This window comes from Paraburkholderia sediminicola (assembly GCF_046027355.1).
Classification (GTDB): domain Bacteria; phylum Pseudomonadota; class Gammaproteobacteria; order Burkholderiales; family Burkholderiaceae; genus Paraburkholderia; species Paraburkholderia sediminicola_B.
Genome location: NZ_JAQQEK010000001.1, coordinates 334,487 through 351,453, shown reverse-complemented (window position 1 = coordinate 351,453; position 16,967 = coordinate 334,487). Strand labels below are relative to the sequence as shown.

Genomic DNA, 16,967 nt, shown 5'->3' with positions numbered 1-16,967 from the left:
TCAAAAATTCGGCAAAAAAATTTAGACGAGCGCGCGCATGGCGACGTCCACGATTCCTATTAACGCGTCTTCCTTGTGAGCGACCCGCCCCAGCACGCGCAGACCTTGCATCACGCAGAGAAGGAAATCGCCGACGGCTTTTTCGTCGAGTGTGGAATTGAAGGCGCCGCTCGCCTGCCCGCGAATCACCGACGCTGCCAGCAACGTGGCCATGCGGCGCTGAATCGCGGCGACGCGGGTGCGCAGCTCTTCGTCGCCCGGCTGCATTTCCAGCGTGGTGTTGGTGATGAGGCAGCTGCGTTCGCCGGTCAGCGCGCACGCGACCCGCGCGTAATGCAGCAAAGCGTTGCGCAGCGCCTCTTCCGGCGGCACTGGCGCATTCAGCCGCTCGGCAAGCCGCGCGACCGAACCTTCCGCGTAATGATCCAGCGCGGCCAGCATGATGCCGTGCTTGTCGCCGAACACGCCGTAAAGACTGCCGCGCAAGAGGCCCGTGGCCTTGCACAGGTCGTCGATCGAGGTGGCGTGGTAGCCGTGGTTCCAGAACACCTGGCTCGCGCTCGCCAATACCGTGTCCGTGTCGAACTCGCGTGGCCGGCCCCGAGGGCAGACGTCGCCTGCTTTCTTCGCGGATTGTTTCGAATTGGCTGATTGCTTCATGCAGTGGATATTATGACTAACCAGTCAAGAATGCAAGACGAGTTTCCGTAGAGCGCCGCCGAGCCAAGGAACTGGTGACGTTCATCGAAACTGAGTTCGATCAAACAAAACTGCTTGGCCGTTTTCAACAAACAAACCTATTCGTCGGCCCACCCGCCTGCAACGTTACCGAGCGAACTTCTCGATATTTGACGACTGCAACGTCGAATCCTTAAAACAGGGATAAAAATCCCTGTATTGAGGATTCGAGGAGTAATCCCTATACTAAGGACAATCATCCCTAATTTGAGGATTCTCCGTGAGTGTTGCAGACTTTCTCTTCACACCAGGGCTGCAGCGGGTACTTGGTGCCACGCTCCTGCAGCCTGACCGCAGTTTTACGCTACAGGAACTGCTGCGTCTGGCAAACAGTGGACACGGGAGCGCTCAAAAGCAGGTAGATCGACTAGTCGAGGCCGGCGTGCTTCAGGAAGACGCTCGACGAGGCAGGCAACGCAGCATCCGGGCGAATACCGGATTCCCGCTCTATCCAGAATTGCTCAGTATCGCGCGCAAGTCATTTGCCGTTGTGGAGCCGCTGAAAGAAGCCCTCGCGCCTTTTGCCGAACACATTACCTCAGCGTTCGTGTTTGGCTCCATGGCCAAGGGAACCGACAGTTACCGAAGCGACATCGACTTGATTGTCGTCGGGACTGCCCCTCTTCTGGAGCTATCTGAGGCCCTGCATAGGGCCGAACAAGGTCTGTTGCGCCCCGTTAACTTTTCTCTGTACGAGCCTGCTGAATGGGCGGCCTTGATAAAATCGGACCCCATTATGGGCCAGATTGCCCAAGGTCCCACCTTGAAGATAGTGTGATGCCGCGCCCAACTGAATACGAAAACCTCATCAAGACGAAAGCCTTTGAGGCTGTCACCGCAACGCCCGGGGCTATCGCGGGCTTCCTGGGTAACGCAGCGGACTATATGGCCACCGCCGACGGGCTGGATACCGGCCGACATCTGCAGGTTTTTACCTTGGCCTACGAAGGCTATTTCCAGGTCGTCCAAGCGGTTTTGGAGTTCTACGAGGTACGCACCAAAGATGCCGGCCGAAACCTGGCCATCCAGCGTGTGTCGACCTCGCTTGGCGTGGACTCCCGAGAATTTGCCTTCATCACAAAAGCTCACGAGCGTCGCAATGGTACCTCTTACGTTTTACCGTTTCCCCCGGTGTCGAAGGCTGAGGCCGCCATCATGCTGGACATCCTGGCTAAGTATCTACCCGTCGCGCGTGCGCTAACCGGTACGCCGTGAGCCCCAATTTTTACCGGACAACATATCGCTGGGAGACAAAGCAAACAATATCCTCCAGTGGTACACGCCCGTTCGTTATCTCGCACTTGATGTATGCGCATTTCCGAGCGTCGCAAAGAAAGCCCACAACCTGGCGACACTTGCTTATTCCTGCACTTGGGATATCTGGTCACTTGCAGCGCCCGATCCGCTGGCGGCCGACTCAAGTCAGATTCCTTTGTCGTCCACAACTCAGCGCCGCAGAATGACTTATAACGACCAGTCACCTAACTAACCTCTACGAACCAGATTTGTTTGTGCATCACCAGAGCGTAAAGCCGGCGAGATTGGCAGAAATTCATGCAGTGCAGTACAACGGTTAAAACCGCGTCGGCAGTTTCGTTTTCCCCTATGAGTTCGCCGACTGCTGAGCGACCGCACAACGGAGGTCAGGATGGCAACGACAAAAGGCGTTCCTACGATCGGTCTCGCCCTCCAGGGCGGCGGCGCGCACGCGGCGTTCTCATGGGGTGTACTCGACCGCCTGCTGGACGAAGTCGAGCGCGGAACCCTGTCGATTCTCGCGATCAGCGGCGCGAGCGGCGGAGCGCTCAACGCCGCGGCCTGCACATACGGGCTGCACAGGAGTCCGACCGATGCCAAACGGTCGCTCGAACAACTCTGGACGCTGGTCGGCGCCAGTTCGAAGTGGCAACCGTTCTATAACTTCCCCAGGGACCTGCTGAAGTCTCCCGAGCGCTGGAATGTCGATCTCAATCCCGCGATACTCGCGCAAAGCATGCTCCAGCCGTTCGCCTCTCCGTATGCGATGCCATGGCTGACCAATTCCCTTGGCTCCATCATGGAAACCGTGATTCCGGACTTCGGGGTCGTCAATGACCCGAAGGATGCCGTGCCCAGGCTCTACGTGGCGGCGACCAACGTGAACCTGACCGCATTGCGTATCTTTGAACCCGGCGAAATTTCGGCGAAGGCGCTGATGGCCTCCGCGTGCTTTCCCACGCTCTTCGAGGCGGTGGAAATAGGCGGCGAGTTCTATTGGGACGGCGGGTATATGGCCAATCCGGCGCTCGCGCCGCTCGTCGAGTGGGTCGACGACATTCTGAGCGTGCTCATCGATCCGCTCTGTACGAAACACGGGCCGCCTGAGCGCCCCAGCGAGATCAACAACCGGATCAACGAAGTCAGCTTCGGCGCGTCGTGGGTCACGGAAGTCCGCCAGATCCAGTTGATCAACGAACTCGCCGCTGAAAACCCTGGCCTCGTTCACCGCGGAAAGCCGTACACGCCCAAGCGCTTTCACGTGATTCGCGCCGACCGCTTCATGGACGAGATCGGCGCCGCATCGAAAAACACGCCCTCCATCGAGTTTTTCCGCGCCTTGCGGCACGCGGGCCATGCCACGGCGGACACATGGGTGCGCGATTGTCTGCCGAGCGTCGGCAAGGTTTCAACTTTCGACATCGACAAGCTCGTGAGAAGCCGGGTCAAAGGGACGCCCGCCGCGATTCATGCCGTTCAGCAGGCCGAGGGGAAAACGCTTTGATGAGCGTTGTATGACCGGGCCGAACGAAGTCGGCTAGTCTTCGCGCCAAGCTGGCTTCGTAGCGCTGCAAGAAGGCGCAAGCAACGGCATCGGCGTCTCTAACTAAGGCGAGTAAACGAAAACCGGCGCCAGGCTCGGCCTGTGCGCCGGTTTAATCGCTTCTAAATCACCAACAAAAGCGCGAACTCAGGTTTCGAGCTTCGCGTCCATCGTGATCGTGGCGTTCAGCACTTTCGATACCGGGCAACCGGCCTTGGCGTCGGCGGTCGCCTTCTCGAAGGCGGCTTTGTCGCCGCCGGGGATTTTCACGGCCACGTCGAGATGCACCGCGGTAATCGCGAAACCGCCGCCGTCCTTGTCGAGCGTGACGGTGGCCGTCGTGCCGATGCGCTCGGGCGTGATGCCGGCCTTGCCCAGTTCCGCCGACAGCGCCATCGAGAAACACCCCGCATGCGCAGCCGCAATCAGCTCTTCCGGGTTCGTACCGATGCCATCCGCGAAGCGTGTCGAAAACGAGTATTGGGTCTCCTTGAGGACGCCGCTGTCGGTGGAAATCGAGCCCTTGCCGTCTTGCAGGCCGCCTTGCCAGACTGCTGATGCCTTGCGCTTCATCGCTCTCTCCTGTTTGTGCCTGCTTCGCGCGCTGTGCGACCGAATCTGATGCCCACCGCAACGGTCCAGCCCAGGATTTGCGGTTTCGACATCGGTCGCGAGTGTCGCGCGGCGCTGCAGGCGCGGGCGTGGACCGAACTTCATCATAGGCGCTTCCGTGTGCCAGCGTCGTGACGATGCCGGCAATCGCTCAAAACAGAAGCCGCCCGGAAATTATGTCGATAACGGTAATAATCTTTCCTCCGAAAGCGGCTTTTTCATCGACCTCGTAAGAAATAGACTCGTTTCAACGGATCGGCACCCAGCATTGAACCGATCTCATCAACAATCGAATATTGGAGGTCATCATGAAATCGCTTATTTCCGCAGTCGTTATCGCATCCGCGCTCATCGTCCCGGCTGTTTCGTTCGCCCAGCAGGCGAATGGTCCGGTGACCCGCGCACAAGTGCGCGCTGAGCTGGTTGCCGCGCAAAAAGCGGGCCTTCTGAACCAGAACGACACCGACTATGCGAAGGCCGTGCCGCAAGGCGGTGCGACAGTGGCCGCCGAGGCACAGGGTTCGCAGGACGTCGGCGGCGTGAAGGCAGTCTCGTCGGATGCCGGCGCGCGGGACTCGGTGCAGCAACGCCTGTTCTCGACGTATCGCGGCCAGTAAGCCGGTCAGTCGCGCGGTTGGCGATGCGGTTCTCGCCGGTATAGCCAGTGTATGGAAGGTGAAGGTGTAGTCGCAGTAAAAGAGCGCCCCGGTTGCGAAGTTCGCCATCGGGGCGCTTTGTATTGCGTGGCGGAAAAGTTGGCGAATGCGTGGTAAAAGAGGCGGCGTTTTCGATGCCGAAGCTGGCCGCGCCGCGATACGGATCACGCCGTACCCGGCCGCGCCCGCGCAATTGCACAACGACGCCGCCATGCTGCCCGCACTATTCAGCGAACGGCAAGCTCTCCTGCCCCACCGCACGCATGTCGAAAACGTTCAGCGTCATCGCCACCAACGCGTAGTAGCCGAGCAGGCCCACCAGGTTGATCACCACCTGATGCCCGAAGCGCTCGACCGCCTTCGCATAGATCGCGTCCGAAACGCGCTTGGTGTCGTAAAGCTCGCTCGCGAAGTCGTGAATCAACGCGTCGTCGACATCCGCGAAATCCGGGCGCTTGCCTTGGCGAATCGCCTCGGCATCCGCTTCGGACACGCCGGCTTGCAGCGCGATCGGATAGTGGATGTACCACTCCGCCTGCGCCTGCCAGCGCGCCGCGGTCACCAGAATCGCCAGCTCCGACAGGCGCAGCGGCAAACCCGTCCGATAGCGGCAGAACGCGCCCAGACGCTGCGCCTGCTGGGCCAGTTCCGGACTATGAATCCAGCCGAGAAACGGCCCGTTCAGATTGCCGCGAGGCCCGGACAGAATTTCGTCGAGCACCGCTTTCTGTTCGGGCGTGGCGTCGGATTGGTCGAAATGAGGCAAACGCTCGGTCATCATCGTTCTCGCAAGTCGTGGTGGTGTCGTAGTTCTCAAACGGCGGCCAGCGCGCCACCAATCGCATCCGCGAACCTGCTGACGATTTCGTCGATGTCGCGCTCAGTGCAGATGAACGGCGGCGCCAGCAGCACATGATCGCCGATCTGGCCGTCGACCGTGCCGCCCATCGGATACACCATCAAACCACGCGCGAACGCCTCGCGCCGGATTGCCGCGTGCAGCTTGAGGCCGGCGTCGAACGGCGTTTTGCTGACGCGGTCCTTGACCAGTTCGACGCCGACGAACAGTCCCCGTCCGCGCACGTCGCCGATATGCGGATGCTGCGCATAGTGCTCGCGCAACCGGCCACGCAACTGTTCGCCGCGCGTCAGCACGTTGGCCAGCAGCTTGTCTTCCTCAATCACGCGTTGCACTTCGAGCGCCGCGGCGCAGGCGGTGGCGTGGCCGATATAGGTATGGCCATGCTGAAAGAACCCCGAGCCGCCAACGATCGCCTGGTAAATCCGGTCGCTCACGAGCGTCGCGCCGATCGGCTGATAGCCGGCGCCGAGCCCTTTGGCGATGGTCAGGATATCCGGCGCCACGCCGTCTTCCTCGCAGGCGTACAGGTAACCGGTGCGACCCATGCCCGACATGATCTCGTCGAGAATCAGCAGCACGCCGTAGCGATCGCACACCGCGCGAATCTTGCGGAAGTACTCGCGCACCGGCGGCACCGCGCCAGCCGTCGCCCCGACCACCGTTTCCGCGACGAAGGCGGCGACCGTGTCCGCGCCGAGTTCGAGAATCTTCTGCTCGAGTTCGTCAGCGAGACGCTGCGCGAAGACTTCTTCGGTTTCGTCGGCGCGCTGCTCGCGATACGCGTAACACGGACTCACGTGATGCGCTTCGATCAGAATCGGCAGGAACGGCTCGCGTCGCCACGCATTGCCGCCGATCGCCAGCGCGCCGAGCGTGTTGCCGTGATAGCTCTGGCGACGCGCGATGAAATGGCGGCGCTGCGGCTCGCCCTTCTCCACGAAATACTGGCGCGCGAGTTTCAGCGCCGCCTCGATCGCCTCGGAACCGCCCGACACGAAGTACACATGCCCGAGCCCTTGCGGCGCGCTCGCCACCAGGCGGTCGGCGAGTTCCTCGGCGGGCGCGGTGGTGAAGAACGACGTGTGCGCGTACGGCAACTGCTGCGACTGCCGTTTGATCGCGTCGATCACGCGCTGGTTGCTATGGCCGAGACAGGAGACTGCGGCGCCGCCGGACGCGTCGATATAGCGCTTGCCGGTGGAATCGATGATCTCGATGCCGTCGCCCGCGACGGCGACCGGGAGCGACTGCTTGGGCGTTCGATGAAAAACGGTGGACATGGTGATCGGTTCCTGTGGTTGCGGCAAGCGCTTAGGCGCCGGCTTGTTCAGATGCCGTGCGGGCGATGAAGGTGTCGAATGCGCACTGCCCCTGCCGGTAAACTTTCATCGACACACCGGCGCCGCCGATGTCGAAGAGCACGGTGGCGAGTGTGTTTTCGTCGTCCGGATCGAGCGGGTCGTCGCGGTAGATCGGCAAGCCCGAAGGCGCGCGATCGTGCAATACGTCGAGCAAGGCGGCGGGTTGCAACGGGCGGGTGATCGCGGGCAACAAGGCATCCACGCGCAATTGACGGTCTCGCGAGGAATCCGTGACGATCTGCGCTTCGGCTTCGCAGCCGGGATGAATCATGTGGTTCGCGTGGCCGTAGAGGTGCGGCACCGTTCGCACGGAACATCGCTGCGCGCTCGCTTCGATGCTGAAGATGCGCGCGTCGCCCGCGCAGCCGAGCGTGTGATGAAAGCCGCTCGCGGCCGGCGTGTCGCGCAGGATATGCAACGCTTCGTCGAGCGAGGCGGCATCGAGTGCGGCACGCGCGAGGATCATGCGCGGCACGCCGGCAACGGGTGTGCGAATGCGCAAATTGTTGATCGCCTGCACGACGCCGGCGCGGCTCGCGGCGAAGGTGTGTCCCGGCAGCGATCCGGGGTAATAGAAGCTCACGAAGCCTGGCTTGCCGGCCGGCTGAACCTCGACCAGCGCGCAACGCTGGCGCAGAAACGGATCGCCGTCCTCGTTATGCGCGATGAAGCGCGTGTCGCCAACGGCCGCCGCCAACGTGGTGCACCCGTCCGGCGCGTTGTGAATCAGTTCGCCGCGGCAGTTCCAGAGAAACACGTCTTCCGCTGACCAGCCGAGGCCTGCCGCCATGCCGTCGAGCTCAGCCAACAACGCCGGGAAATGCGCCTGCGCCGCGTCGCGCAATTCCTGCACGAACGGAGCACCGCGCCAGCGCTGAACCGCCTGCCATGCGTTGCTCTGATTCATGTAATCGGCGAACACCGGCCGCGCGAATTCACCCAACCGGTAGCCGATGTCATACGGCTCGCCGCTTACCTGAAAAAGATTCAAACCCTGCTTCGACGCCACCATTCGCACCCACTCAACAATCGGTACGTATTTATACGTTAAAACAACATTTGTTGTCAAACGGTGCGATGCCGATCCAAATGGAGCGGAGCTGCGTCACGCACGAACTCCGCTCGATTCAGCCGGGAATATTCAAGGCACGTACGCGCCCTTCGCATGCAACGACTGCTCGGCGATGGCGAGCTGTTCGACCGCATCCGCGCCTTCCAGCGCAAGCAGATGCGCGACCAGCGATTCGGCCAGCGCCGTAGCCGCCACCAGCGAAGGAAAGAACGAAGGACTCTCGTGCGAAAAGATCAGCACCTTGTCGGCATTCAAGGCGATCGGCGACACGGCGCTGTCGGTAATGGCAATCAGCTTGCTGCCCTTCTCCAACGCGGCTTCAGCCACGCGCGCGGCTTCCACCGAATACGGCGCGAAGCTGATCACGATGGTCGCGCTATCGCGCTCGATCGTGCGCAGCTGCATTTCCAGCGTGCCGGCTTCGCCGTTGAGCAAGGACACCGATGAACGGAACAACCGGTAACCGTACACGAGGCCGAACGCCACCGCGTAACAGGAGCGGAAGCCGGCCACATGCACGTGCGGCACACGCCGCAACAGACGCGCCGCTTCGACGATCACGCGGCCGTTATGCGCGGCGGTGACCTCGAGATTGTGCTGCTGCGCAACGAGCAGATCGTTCGCCAGCGCGTCTTTGGATTTGACGAGCGAACGCGCGCGGCTCGTAAGCGGCTCGGGCCGCGTGCGCACGCGCGCGACGAACAGGTTGCGCAATTCGTTCCAGCCGGGGAAACCGAGTTGCTGCGACAGGCGCACCAGCGAAGCCGGTTGCACCTGCGCCCTTTCCGCCACTTTGCGCATGGACGAGACCGCGACCTCGTCGGGATGATCGAGCAGGAAACCCGCGCCCATCTGGAACTGCGGACTCAGTTCGGAAAAGCGCGCCCGGATCAGGGCGGCGAGCTGGTCGAAACTGTCTGGCATGCGGATGTACCGGGCGAACGGTCGATAAGGATGACAACAAATGTTACCACCCGGCACCTCGCATCCAACAGCAGTTCCAGCGTGCTCAGCGTACTTTTGACGCTTGTTTAAAGAAGCGCGATCACCCGCACGTCGCCCTGTTCCGCCGAGGCGACGACCTTATCGCCGATACGCCGGAACGTGATCGACACCGAGGCGTCGCCCACCCGCAAATCGCTCACTTCGAGCCAGTCGATGCCTTCGGGCAGCATCGGCTGTTCGATCAGCACTTCGCGCCGCTCGGCGTCGATCGTGATGCCCAGACACGCTTCGAGCATCATGAACGGCGAACCCGCTGCCCATGCCTGCGGCAGACAGGCGACCGGATAGGCGGTGGGCGGCTCGCCGCGCCGCCGTGGGAAACCGCAGAAGAGTTCGGGCAAGCGCATGTCGAAGTTGACCGCCGCCTGGAACAGCGCCTGCAAGAGCCGCACGGCCGCCGCCTTGCCGCCGTAGCGCGACAGGCCGCGCGCGCAGAGCGCGTTGTCGTGCGGCCAAACCGAGCCGTTGTGATACGCCATGGGGTTGAAACGCGACTGACTCGCCGCTAGCGTGCGCACGCCCCAGCCGGTGTGGAACAGCGTGGAGTCGAGCGCGCGCACCACCGATTCGCCGCGCTCGCGCGAAGGCAGACCGAAGGCCAGCAAGTGACCCGCGTTCGACGCCATCACGCGACACAGTTCGCCGTGGCCGTCGAGCGCAATGCCGTAGAAGCCGGCCTCTTTCATCCAGTACTTTTCTTCGACGCACTGACGGATTTTTTTCGCACGCTCGCTGTATTGCGCTGCCGCGTCATGCAGGCCGCGCAGCTTCGCGAAGTGAGCCATGGTGTCGAAGGCGGCGCTCGCATACGCCTGCACTTCGACGAGCGCAATCGGGCCGTCCGGGAAGCGGCCGTCAGCGTGAAAAACGGAATCGTGGCTGTCCTTCCAGCCTTGATTCGCCAGACCGCCGTCCGATTCGCGCTGATAGTCCAGCAGGCCAAAGCGGTTCTTGTCGCATACGCCCGCGACCCACTGCGCCGCGCGCTCGAGCGCCGGCCACAATTCGTCGATCAATGCGAGGTCGCCCGTGCGTGCTGCATACGCGCCGGCCAGCACCATGAACAACGGCGTGGTGTCGACGCCGCCGTAGTACAGCGCGAACGGCACTTCGCCGGTGGCGGCCATTTCGCCCTTGCGCATCTCATGCATGATCTTGCCGGGCGCGGCATCGCGAAACGGCGAGTTCTCGCGCGCCTGATGCTCGGCGAGAAAACGCAGCACGCCCGCGGCCAACTGCGGCTGCAGCCACAGCGTCTGCAGCGACGTGATGACGGCGTCACGGCCGAACGGCGTGGAGAACCACGGAATGCCGGCGTACGGATACGGACCGGTTACGAGGTCCGTGGTCAGCAGCCCAAGATCGGCGAGCGAGCGGTCGATCCATGCATTGAAAAGCGGATTGCTCGAACGCACGCGCGCGGTGGCGCGGCGGCGCTCGCGCATCACGAGGTGGGCGTCGACGAGCGCGGCGCGCACGGCAGCGCGGCCGACACGCGGACGCTCCGCGTCGATCTGCGACAGGTGCGCTTCGCTCAACGCATGCGTGGGCTGCGAGACGCCGGCAATCGGCTTGTCCGTCTGCGCGACGACCTGCACCGACACCGACAGATAAATCGACACACACGCCTGGGCCGGCAGCTTGACGGTGTAGTCGGCGCGGTCGGCGAAAAGTTTGTCCGGTTCCGGCGAGAAAGCGATCTGCACATTGCGCGCCACGTCATCGAGGCCCACATAGCCGAGCAGCACTTCCCGATTCTCGACGCGCGCCGGTTCGACACGGCCCTGCTTGTCGCGCTTCAGGCCGCGCACTTCGAACATGTCGCGGAAGTCGCTGGCGAACGAAATGGATAGCGGCACCACGGCGTCGCTGGTGCCGTAGTTGGTGAGTTCGATGGCTTCGTTGAGCACGGTGCCCGACAGCACCCGCACGCGCTCGACGTGGATCACGCCTTCGGGCGTGCTGTCGCCGCCGAGCGGCGGCAACGGACGGTTGGTCAGATGCGCGGTGAACGACGTGTTGTCGCTGCTGACGCTGCCTGATAACAGCGACGGCGCGCGTCCGCCGAAAGTGAGTCGCAGTTGCGAGAGAACACGTGTGTCGTTGACGAACAGGCCGTCGTCGTGGCCGGTAATATCGCCGAGCGGATCGTTGACGATGAAGGTGTCGCCCGACTTCAGCACGTGCTGAGTGGCGCTCGCGACATTGAGGTTTTCTGTCGGGATGAATACGCCGTCCGGCTCGGGTTCGCGGTGGTCGATTCCGCCCGAAAGGCCGCCGAGGGCTTCTGGCTGCTGCATCAGGGTCACTCCTATGGGTTCGCTTCTGCGTTCAGTGTCACATTCGGTTGGCGCGGGTGCTGCCCGGTCGCTTCCGATTGTAGAGGGTCTGTCCGCGTCAGACGAACTTATCACAGGGGAGTTTCGGATTTTTTCAGTGGCACAGGACGTGCAGAGGGTATCGCGCGGCGCTCCTCGTGAGAGCGCCGCGCGGGCGTCGGGCGGGTGGCCGCCGCGACGCTTTAGCGCTTCACCAGCGGCGCGGCTTCGCGTTGCGATTCGCCCACGAAAAGCTGACGCGGACGACCGATCTTCTGTTCCGGATCGGCGATCATTTCGTTCCACTGCGCAATCCAGCCGACCGTACGTGCCATCGCGAAGATGCACGTAAACATGGCCGTCGGAATGCCGAGCGCGCGCTGCACGATACCCGAGTAGAAGTCGACGTTCGGATAAAGCTTGCGCGACACGAAGTATTCATCTTCCAGTGCGATCTTTTCCAGCGCCATGGCGAGCTTGAACAGCGGGTCGTCGTGCAGGCCCAACTCTTCCAGCACTTCGTGGCAGGTTTCGCGCATCAGCTTCGCACGCGGGTCGTAGTTCTTGTAGACGCGGTGACCGAAACCCATCAGCTTCACGCCGGATTCCTTGTCCTTCACTTTCGCGATGAACTCGGGGATGTTGTCGACCGAGCCGATTTCTTCCAGCATGTTCAGTGCGGCTTCGTTCGCACCGCCGTGCGCCGGGCCCCACAGACACGCGATACCGGCTGCGATACATGCGAACGGATTCGCGCCCGACGAACCGGCGAGACGCACGGTCGAGGTCGACGCATTCTGCTCGTGATCCGCGTGCAGGATCAGGATACGGTCGAGTGCGCGCACCAGCACGTCGTTGACCTTGTACTCTTCCGCCGGGTTCGCGAACATCATGCGCATGAAATTCGCGCTGTACGACAGGTCGTTCTTTGGAAAAACGAACGGCTGACCCACGGTGTACTTGTACGCCATGGCCACCAGCGTCGGCAGCTTCGCGATCATGCGGATCGCGGAGATATCACGGTGCAGCGGATTATTGATGTCGAGCGAGTCGTGATAGAACGCCGACAGCGCGCCGACCGCGGCGACCAGAATCGCCATGGGGTGCGCATCGCGACGGAAACCGCGGAAGAAGAAATGCATCTGGTCGTGCACCATCGTATGCTGCGTGACGGTCTTGACGAACTCTTCCTTCTGCTTCGCATCCGGCAATTCGCCCTTCAGCAGCAGGTAGCAGGTTTCGAGGAAGTCGGCGTTCTGCGCCAGATTGTCGATCGGATAACCGCGGTACAGCAGCTCGCCCTTGTCGCCGTCGATATAGGTAATCTCGGAGTTGCATGCCGCCGTGGACATGAAACCCGGGTCATACGTGAACTTGCCGGTCTGGCCATACAGCTTGCGGATATCGATCACATCCGGTCCGAGCGTGCCCTGATAAATCGGCAGATCAATAGTCTGGTCGCTGTCGGAAAAGCTCAGCGTTGCGTGTGTCTTCGAGTTCATCTACACGTTCCTTTTACTTTCACATCGCACACGTGCCGGCATGCTCGATCGTCAAAGGGCGCGTTGGCATGCTCAGGCTCCGCCGTGCATTTTAAGGTCCTGCGGGCCCCGGATTGCGACGATTGACCGCAACAATGCATCTCGGCTGGCGCAACATTCGTTGCCGGCATTTCGTCTTACAAGGCTTGACGTCGCTGGGAAACTCGCAACGGCGCGGCGCGAGCAAGCCGGCCGCGCCCCGCCTGCACGCACTGCCAGCCAAATGAAAGTTGAGCACTTACTGCAACAATGTTTTGCTTCAGTCAAGCTGCGGAGGCACGGGTGCATCTGCGATACTGCATTCGTGTTTTGCTTCCCCTGCGAACACATCGCTGTGTTTGGCCCGCCGTCCTACGGCGGGCTTTTTTAATCAGCCAGAAGAACAGGAAGGACCACATGAACGCCTCGCTCGAAACGCTGTTTCCGGACCACGTCCACACTGACGAGAACATCGTCACCGCGCTGAATCACCAGGACATCGTCGTCGCGCTGTCGGCGGCGTTGAAGACGCAGGACGTGGCGGTGTTGCATATGCTCTACCCGCGCACGGACGCGCGCACGCATCGCAGCCTCGATACGCTCGTGAACGTGCTGCACGGCCACGGTCTGCATGAAGTCGCGGATCTGATCGCGCAGGAAGCGCACTATCTGCTGTTCAAAGATCCTGTGAAAGCGTGGAAAGCCTTCCACGAAATTCGCAACGACTCGCTCGCGATCGGCGTGCATCTGTACTATCACGGGCTAGTGGGCGAAGCGGCGGAACGCGCGCTCGACAAAGACGCGCATCGCAAGGCATGAGGTCGAGCATTTGAAGTGTCGCCGGGGTCGAGCCAGCCCGCGGATCATCGCCGCGAGCGCGAGCCACCCGGCACGGCGTCGTCGTGCATTCATTGCACGTTTATTACGCGCTCATTGCGCTCATTGCTCGCTCACTAAACGAATGAATTCGTCGACGTGGCGATTGAACGCCGACGGATGCGCGAGGTTCATTCCATGCGACGCGCCGCGCACCGTTTCGCGGCGCGCATCCGGCAACCAGTTTTGCAGCGCGGCTGCGGTACGGCGAAACATGTCCGGACTCTTTTCGCCGTCGATCAGCAGAACCGGGCAACGCACCTCGGCGGCTTCCTCGGGAACATAGGCGGGCAACGGATCGCGGAATTGACGCGCGAGCGTGTGCGCATTGTCGGTCGCCATCCGGCGAAAGCCCGGCGTGCTCATCGCCCAGAAACCGGGCCGGCTGACCGAGTCGACGAACAGTTGCAAGCCGGCCTCCACTTCCCCGCTTTCGATCAGTTGCGCCGCTTTCGCGCGCAACGCGTTGACCGGCTCCGGCAAACGCGCGGGCGGGCGTCCGGCAATCTGCAACGGACCGCCCGGGTCGGCTAGCGTCAACGTCCGCACTAGCTCAGGATGGCATCGCGCGAAATGAAACGCCACACAACCGCCGCGCGAATGTCCGACCACGTGCGCCGGTCCCACGCCGAAACGCTCGATGAATTCAGCCACTTCGTTGGCATGCTCGCTCCAGCTGAACGGCAGGCCGGGTTCGGTAGCCGCCGCCGGCCAATAGTGCGTAAGACTCACCGCGACACAGCGGTAGTGCTTCGACAGGCCCGCGAGTTGCGGTTGCCAGTAGCGGTAGTCGCACAACGAACCATGCACGAACAGCAGCAGTTCGCCCTCGCCGGCTTGCACGTAAGGCATGCGCAAACCGCTTCGCAGTTCGATGAAAGATGACGAAGATGACGAAGCGGAAACAGATTGATTCACGAGTGGTTCACGGACAGCGCGGCAACGCGCGAGTGCGGCGCTGCCGGCTTGAAATGGAATGAGGAGCGAAGGTACATCCCTGAATTTGGGACGCGAAGCCTATTGTCACATAGCCAGCCGATCAGCGTGGCGGCCTGCTTCAGCGAACGGACGCGACCGTTCAGACGGCGGCAGCAGCGCGGCAAGCCCCGCGCGAAATCATTCGTAAGCGAATTCGTCCAGCAGACCGGCTGTGGCAGCCGTGCCCGCGCCGCGCACCGCGCAGGTCAGCGGTTCATCGGCGACGCGCACGTCGAGGCCGATCTCGTTCGTCAGGCGGCGGCTCAGGTTGCCGAGCAGCGCACCGCCGCCCGTCAACACGATGCCGTTGTCGGCGATGTCGGTCACCAGTTCGGCCGGCGCCTCCTCGAGCCCGCGTTTCACCGCGCCGATCATCTGACGCAGCGGCCCCTCGATCGCATCGGCGATATCGTGGTTGCTCAGTTGAACGGTGCGCGGCAAGCCGTCGTCGACGCTGCGGCCGGTCGCGTTCATATGCTCGCGCGGCACGTCGCGCACGGCGGAGCCGATGCTCTTCTTGACGTGCTCAGCGGTCTGTTCGCCGAGCAGCACGCCGTACAGATTGCGCACGTAGCTCACGATCGCCATGTCGAAGCTGTCGCCGCCCACGCGGATCGAGCCGCTATAGGCCATGCCGCCGAGCGCGATCACGCCGACTTCCGTCGTGCCGCCGCCGATATCGACCACCATCGAACCGGTCGCCTCCGACACCGGCAGACCCGCGCCGACCGCCGACGCCAGCGATTCGCCGATCAGGCTCACCTTCCACGCGCCGGCCGCCACGGCCGCTTCCTTGATCGCGCGACGCTCGACCTGGGTCGCGCCGGCCGGCACGCACAACGTGAACGCGGCGCGACGGCTGAACAGCGGCCGAGGGCGCGCCATCTCGACGAATTGCTTGATCATGTGCTCGGCGGCGGAGAAGTTGGCGATCACGCCGTGGCGCATCGGCCGCACGGCTTCGAGGTTCGCCGGCGCACGACCCAGAAGCTGGCGCGCCTGGGTGCCGACGGCGGCGACGCGCTTCGGCCGGTCGGCGGCCTCTTTCTGGAAACACACGACGGACGGCTGGTTCAGCACGATGCCGCCGTCGTCGGTATAGATCAGGGTGTTGGCCGTGCCGAGGTCCACCGTCACGGATTGACGGAACAAGCGATCGAAAAGCGGGTAATGCGGCGTCGGTCTGGCCATAGGAAGGCTCTGATGTGTCGTTATCCGCCCATACCGGGCAGTCTGGAAAATGCGCCCCCGGTCACCCGAGCCGCTTGGGCCGCCCTGCTGGGCGTTCCGCGGTCCGCGCGGCGGGGGTGATTTTCATGCTTATGAGCAGTTAACGGCAAGCAGATCAGAATCTTTAGCGCCGCTTTTCGAGCAGAGCGTGTCAGTCGCGCGACAAAGCGCCCAGCGCGTGTTCCAGCGCCTCCTGGCCGAGCGCGACGCCGTCGGCGTTAATCGTGTGACCAATGCCCGGCAGCGCATAGGCGTCGACGGTATAGCCGGCATTGCTGAATGCGTCGGCGGCGTATTCGAGTTCCCGCACCGGGATCACTTCGTCGTCTTCGCCGTGGATCAGCGTGAGCGGCGTGCCGTTCTGCGCGACGATCACCGAGGCGAGCCGCCCCGAATACGCGACCACACCGGCCGCGCCTTCCGCGCTGGTCGCCACATGGTGCATCGCCATGATCGAGCCTTGCGAAAAACCGATCAGCGCAAGGCGCCCGAAAGAAACCTGCCAGTGCGCAAGCTCGGTTTCGAGCATGCGCCGCAACGCCGGATAGGCCGCGGCGACACGCGCCTCGCGATTGCCTTCGTTGACGTCGCGCAGACTGAACCACTGGCGCCCGCCGAAACCGCCGTCGAAGGCGTCGGTGCCGTCGAGCGAGGTGAAGGCCACATCGGGCAGGCTCTCGCTCCAGATGTCCGCGAGCGGCATCAGATCGCGCGCATTGCTGCCGACGCCGTGCATCAGCACCACCAACCCCTTGGCAGGCGCGTTCACCGGTGCGCGCCGCCAGCCGTGTTCGAATTGCTCCCAGGCCATATTCGTTCCTTCTATTTGTTGATTCGTGGATGGTCGTTCCGCACGCGCCGTGCCAGGCGCGGCGATGGATCGCGCCGTGCGGCCGTGTGCAGCCTCAGCCGCGAGCATACGCTGCCGGATTTGTTTTC

16 protein-coding genes are annotated in these 16,967 nt (G+C 62.6%); 5 read left to right on the top strand and 11 right to left on the bottom strand.

What is annotated here, in order from left to right:
• Positions 1–21: 21 nt before the first annotated feature.
• Positions 22–660, bottom strand: a complete 639-nt coding sequence (locus PQR42_RS01665) for a TetR/AcrR family transcriptional regulator (protein ID WP_408217723.1) — start codon at positions 658–660, stop codon at positions 22–24.
• A gap of 298 nt (positions 661–958) precedes the next feature.
• On the opposite strand from PQR42_RS01665, the gene PQR42_RS01660 reads away from it, so the two are divergent.
• The 3 genes from PQR42_RS01660 (at position 959) to PQR42_RS01650 (ending at position 3,499) form a co-directional block, all read left to right on the top strand.
• Positions 959–1,516, top strand: coding sequence for a nucleotidyltransferase domain-containing protein (locus PQR42_RS01660; protein WP_408384739.1), 558 nt, complete (start codon positions 959–961; stop codon positions 1,514–1,516).
• The gene (locus PQR42_RS01655) at positions 1,516–1,953 is read left to right on the top strand and encodes a hypothetical protein (protein ID WP_408384740.1); all 438 of its coding nucleotides are present in this window, start codon (positions 1,516–1,518) and stop codon (positions 1,951–1,953) included. The genes PQR42_RS01660 and PQR42_RS01655 overlap by 1 nt, the downstream gene beginning before the upstream one ends.
• 433 nt (positions 1,954–2,386) lie before the next feature.
• Complete coding sequence (locus PQR42_RS01650) at positions 2,387–3,499, top strand: patatin-like phospholipase family protein (protein ID WP_408384742.1); 1,113 nt, start codon at positions 2,387–2,389, stop codon at positions 3,497–3,499.
• Positions 3,500–3,685: 186 nt separating this feature from the next.
• Here the strand turns inward: PQR42_RS01650 and PQR42_RS01645 are convergent, their stop codons facing one another.
• A complete protein-coding gene (locus PQR42_RS01645; RefSeq protein WP_011492126.1) occupies positions 3,686–4,111 on the bottom strand; it encodes an OsmC family protein in 426 nt (141 codons plus the stop codon).
• A gap of 347 nt (positions 4,112–4,458) precedes the next feature.
• On the opposite strand from PQR42_RS01645, the gene PQR42_RS01640 reads away from it, so the two are divergent.
• Complete coding sequence (locus PQR42_RS01640) at positions 4,459–4,767, top strand: DUF4148 domain-containing protein (RefSeq protein WP_408493545.1); 309 nt, start codon at positions 4,459–4,461, stop codon at positions 4,765–4,767.
• Positions 4,768–5,029: 262 nt separating this feature from the next.
• Here the strand turns inward: PQR42_RS01640 and PQR42_RS01635 are convergent, their stop codons facing one another.
• The 6 genes from PQR42_RS01635 to gltA all read right to left on the bottom strand — a co-directional run bounded on the left by PQR42_RS01635 (position 5,030) and on the right by gltA (position 12,926).
• The gene (locus tag PQR42_RS01635) at positions 5,030–5,584 is read right to left on the bottom strand and encodes a carboxymuconolactone decarboxylase family protein (protein WP_408385157.1); all 555 of its coding nucleotides are present in this window, start codon (positions 5,582–5,584) and stop codon (positions 5,030–5,032) included.
• Between the two features lie 35 nt (positions 5,585–5,619).
• The gene (locus PQR42_RS01630; protein WP_408384746.1) at positions 5,620–6,948 is read right to left on the bottom strand and encodes an aspartate aminotransferase family protein; all 1,329 of its coding nucleotides are present in this window, start codon (positions 6,946–6,948) and stop codon (positions 5,620–5,622) included.
• A 31-nt stretch (positions 6,949–6,979) separates the two neighbouring features.
• Complete coding sequence (locus PQR42_RS01625) at positions 6,980–8,041, bottom strand: C45 family autoproteolytic acyltransferase/hydrolase (protein ID WP_408384748.1); 1,062 nt, start codon at positions 8,039–8,041, stop codon at positions 6,980–6,982.
• A gap of 129 nt (positions 8,042–8,170) precedes the next feature.
• Positions 8,171–9,025: a MurR/RpiR family transcriptional regulator gene (locus PQR42_RS01620; protein ID WP_408217698.1), complete on the bottom strand. Its 855-nt coding sequence runs from the start codon at positions 9,023–9,025 to the stop codon at positions 8,171–8,173.
• A gap of 107 nt (positions 9,026–9,132) precedes the next feature.
• On the bottom strand, positions 9,133–11,406 hold the full coding sequence (locus PQR42_RS01615; protein WP_408217696.1) for an amylo-alpha-1,6-glucosidase: 2,274 nt from the start codon (positions 11,404–11,406) through the stop codon (positions 9,133–9,135).
• A 221-nt stretch (positions 11,407–11,627) separates the two neighbouring features.
• Positions 11,628–12,926 (bottom strand): citrate synthase, encoded by a 1,299-nt coding sequence (gene gltA / locus PQR42_RS01610; protein WP_408384750.1) that lies wholly within the window; start codon positions 12,924–12,926, stop codon positions 11,628–11,630.
• Positions 12,927–13,361: 435 nt separating this feature from the next.
• On the opposite strand from gltA, the gene PQR42_RS01605 reads away from it, so the two are divergent.
• Positions 13,362–13,763 carry a hypothetical protein gene (locus PQR42_RS01605; protein WP_132377429.1) on the top strand — a complete coding sequence of 134 codons (402 nt, stop codon included), beginning with the start codon at positions 13,362–13,364 and terminating at the stop codon, positions 13,761–13,763.
• A gap of 120 nt (positions 13,764–13,883) precedes the next feature.
• On the opposite strand, the gene PQR42_RS01600 is transcribed toward PQR42_RS01605, so the two are convergent.
• From PQR42_RS01600 to PQR42_RS01590, 3 genes are all read right to left on the bottom strand, one after another.
• Positions 13,884–14,672: an alpha/beta fold hydrolase gene (locus PQR42_RS01600; protein WP_408384752.1), complete on the bottom strand. Its 789-nt coding sequence runs from the start codon at positions 14,670–14,672 to the stop codon at positions 13,884–13,886.
• 264 nt (positions 14,673–14,936) lie between these two features.
• Positions 14,937–15,989 (bottom strand): rod shape-determining protein, encoded by a 1,053-nt coding sequence (locus tag PQR42_RS01595; RefSeq protein WP_408209327.1) that lies wholly within the window; start codon positions 15,987–15,989, stop codon positions 14,937–14,939.
• A 190-nt stretch (positions 15,990–16,179) separates the two neighbouring features.
• A complete protein-coding gene (locus PQR42_RS01590; protein ID WP_408384754.1) occupies positions 16,180–16,839 on the bottom strand; it encodes an alpha/beta hydrolase in 660 nt (219 codons plus the stop codon).
• Between the last annotated feature and the right edge of the window lie 128 nt (positions 16,840–16,967).